General features: G+C 73.8%; 3 protein-coding genes. All 3 read right to left on the bottom strand.

All coding sequences use genetic code 11. The annotated features are described in order from the left end of the window. The coding region (locus NBZ83_RS31385) for a DUF222 domain-containing protein (protein ID WP_261576433.1) at positions 1 to 605 on the bottom strand (605 nt) is incomplete at its 3' end. Positions 606 to 777: 172 nt separating this feature from the next. Further along, a complete protein-coding gene (locus NBZ83_RS31380) occupies positions 778 to 1,908 on the bottom strand; it encodes a 1-acyl-sn-glycerol-3-phosphate acyltransferase (protein ID WP_261576432.1) in 1,131 nt (376 codons plus the stop codon). A 17-nt stretch (positions 1,909 to 1,925) separates the two neighbouring features. Beyond that, positions 1,926 to 2,762 carry a patatin-like phospholipase family protein gene (locus NBZ83_RS31375; protein ID WP_261571302.1) on the bottom strand — a complete coding sequence of 279 codons (837 nt, stop codon included), beginning with the start codon at positions 2,760 to 2,762 and terminating at the stop codon, positions 1,926 to 1,928. Positions 2,763 to 2,765: the final 3 nt, after the last annotated feature.

Here is a 2,765-nt window from a genome sequence, read left to right as displayed (position 1 = left end):
GGGTTGTGGTTGGGGTTGGGGTGTTCGCCGGTGTGGCTGTCGACGTGGGGGTCGTCGCCGCCGGGAGAGGTGTCGATGGTGGTGAGTGTTTCGCGCAGGCGGGCGGCGATCTTGACGAGGTGGAGGGGATCGAACTGGTCGGCGAAGCGCAGCAGTGCCTGTTCGGCGGCGGCCCGCTGCTCGGGGGTGACCCCGGCGGGCAGCGTGCGCATCGCGTCACAGATGACGACGGCCTGCTCGACCGTGATCGTCCCGTCGGCCAGAGCCGCGCCGGTGGCGGTGGCGGTGGTGGTGCTGTCGCGGGCGAGGGTGACCTGCCGGCGGGCGTCGCGGGTGGTCAGCCGCAGCCGGTCCCGTAGCCAACCCGCGAGGTCGGTGGCGCCGTGGCGCACGGCGAACCCGCGGTCCTGGGCCTCCACGAACAGAGCGCCTCGTACGGCGGCGACCCGGCCGGTCAGCCGGCACACCCCCTCGATCAGCCCGTCCAACTCCCTGTCCGACAGTTGCCATGCCTGCGCGGCCAGCAGCCCGTCGACCTGCCGGGAGATCGTGGCGAGGCGGGCCGGCGGGTCAGGGCCGTCCCCGAGGTCGTCGTCGAAATCCATGGGTCAACGGTAGAACAACACATCTCGGATGTCGAACACATGTTCGTACGCTGTGGGCGGAGACGACATGGGAACCAACCCGCACCCCGCAAGCCCGGGCAGCGCCTGCCGGGTCCGGATTGCGACCTCGCCCGCCTGTCCAAGGACGATCGCGCCCCCTGGACGAGGCCACTTACACCACGGGATTGACCGGGTCTGCCGGCGACGGCGGGTCGGCCGCCGGTGGCTGGCTCGCGCCACCACCACCACCGCCGACACCGACACCACCGCCGACACCGACACCACCGCCGACACCGACACCGACACCGCCGACGGCGTGCCGAGCGCCGATCCAGGCGTTCACCACTGCCCAGTGCATCGTCAGCCACTGCCGCCGGGCCCGTTCGGAGCCCGGGATCTCCGCTGCCGGCACCCACCACCAGCGCAGCAGCAGCGGCGCCGCGAACGGCAGCGCCCGCCAGACCTCGCCGGGCGCGCTGAACTCGTCCAGGCCGGCATGTGCCACGATCATCGTGGCGGCGATGCGGCCGGTGGCGAGCGCCGCGAGCACCCCGGCGGGCCGCGGGGGCAGGACGGCGTCGAGGTCCTCGGCGACCGCCGCCCGGTCCCACTGGCCGCGCGCCCGCAACCGGGCGATCAGTCGACGCCGGCGCGACGGCGTGAAGTTCGCACCCTCCGGAAAGATCACGAGTGCCTCACCGGTACCCAGGCCGCGCGCGAGCTCGCCGATCCGGGCGGCGGCGTGGTCGTCCGACCCGTCGTTGCGTAGGAAGCAGGCGCCGAGCCGGCCGAGCAGGATGTCGATCGCCGGGTCGAGCTGAAGCCGGTCGATCAGCACCACCCGCGGGATCCGCTGGTAGCGGCTGAGCAGCAGGTGCACAAGCACGAACGAGTCCCCCGGCCCGGCGTGCCGGCTGAGCACGAGGACGGGCCCCGAGCCGGCGTCGACCGTCCCCACGGGCGGCTCGGTGACCTCCAGGCGCAACCCGACGAGCCGCCGGGCGGCCGCGACCAGCACGGCGAGCGTTCGGCGCAGCAGCCACAGGTGCGCAGCCTCCCACCGGCTACCGAGGGCCGGCCGGGCCAGCCACAGCCCGAACGTGACGACGATCAGCACCACCTCCGCGGTCAGGTAGACCGCGGCGAGCAGGGCCGCCCGCGACAGCCGCAGGCGGCGGTCGACCGGCGCGCCCAGCAGGCCGAGGGCGGCGACCACCACCGCGACCAGGGCCAGCGCCGCCGCCAGTGGCACGAACAACGGGTCGACCAGAAACCGGCGGATCGCCCACGGTGGAACGCCCAAGGCGTCAACCCTCCAGGTCAGGAGACATCGATCGGCCGAGCCCGGCCGCCGGCGGTGAGGTCGAGGTACGCCGCGGTGGCCTGGCGGGCCTGCTGGATGCGCCGGTTCAGACCCGAGGTCGAGCGATAGCGCAGCGGCACCAGCGGGGCGCCGCGTTCCCCGACCGGCAGCACGTGGACGGCGACACCGCTGGGCAGCCGGGCCATCGCCTCGGTGAAACCGCGCCGGCGGGCGATCTCGAAGGCGACCAGGCCGGCCTCCCATGGCCAGCGCGGCGGCTGCAGAGGCCGTTCGATCCGGCCGACGTGCAGAACATAGACGGTGTGGGCACCGAGCTCCACCGCCCGCCCGACCGGGTTGCTGTCGACGATCCCGCCGTCGATGAAGTGTTCCTCGCCGATCCGCACCGGGGGCAGCAGCGCCGGGACCGCGCAGGAGGCCAGCACCGCCTCGACGAGCGGCCCGCGGTCGAACCAGTGCGCGGCGGCGCGTTCGATGCTCGCCGCGACGCACTGGAACCGCACCGGCAGGTCCTCGATCGGCCCGGCTGGCAGATGCGTGCGCAGCAGCGCGCGCAGCGGGGCGTTGGAGTGCAGGTGGCCATGCTGGACAACGGTGGCCAGCCGCCGGGCCGGGCCTCCCGCGAACACGTCGGAGATGCCTAGCTGCGACCACAGCTCGGTCAGCCGGTCGATCGTGGCGGGCGCGGGTTCGGCCGCCACCGCGGCGCCGTTGATCGCGCCGACGGAGGTGCCGACCACCAGGTCGGGCAGGATGCCGGCGTCTAACAGAGCGGCAAGCATGCCGACCTCGCTCGCGCCGAGGATGCCACCCCCGCCGAGGACAAAGGCCACCCC

This window comes from Frankia gtarii, from assembly GCF_025403375.1.
In the GTDB taxonomy this organism is placed as follows: Bacteria; Actinomycetota; Actinomycetes; order Frankiales; family Frankiaceae; genus Frankia; species Frankia gtarii.
The sequence above is the reverse complement of the archived record's forward strand: the minus strand, read 5'-3'. Positions and strand labels throughout refer to the sequence as shown.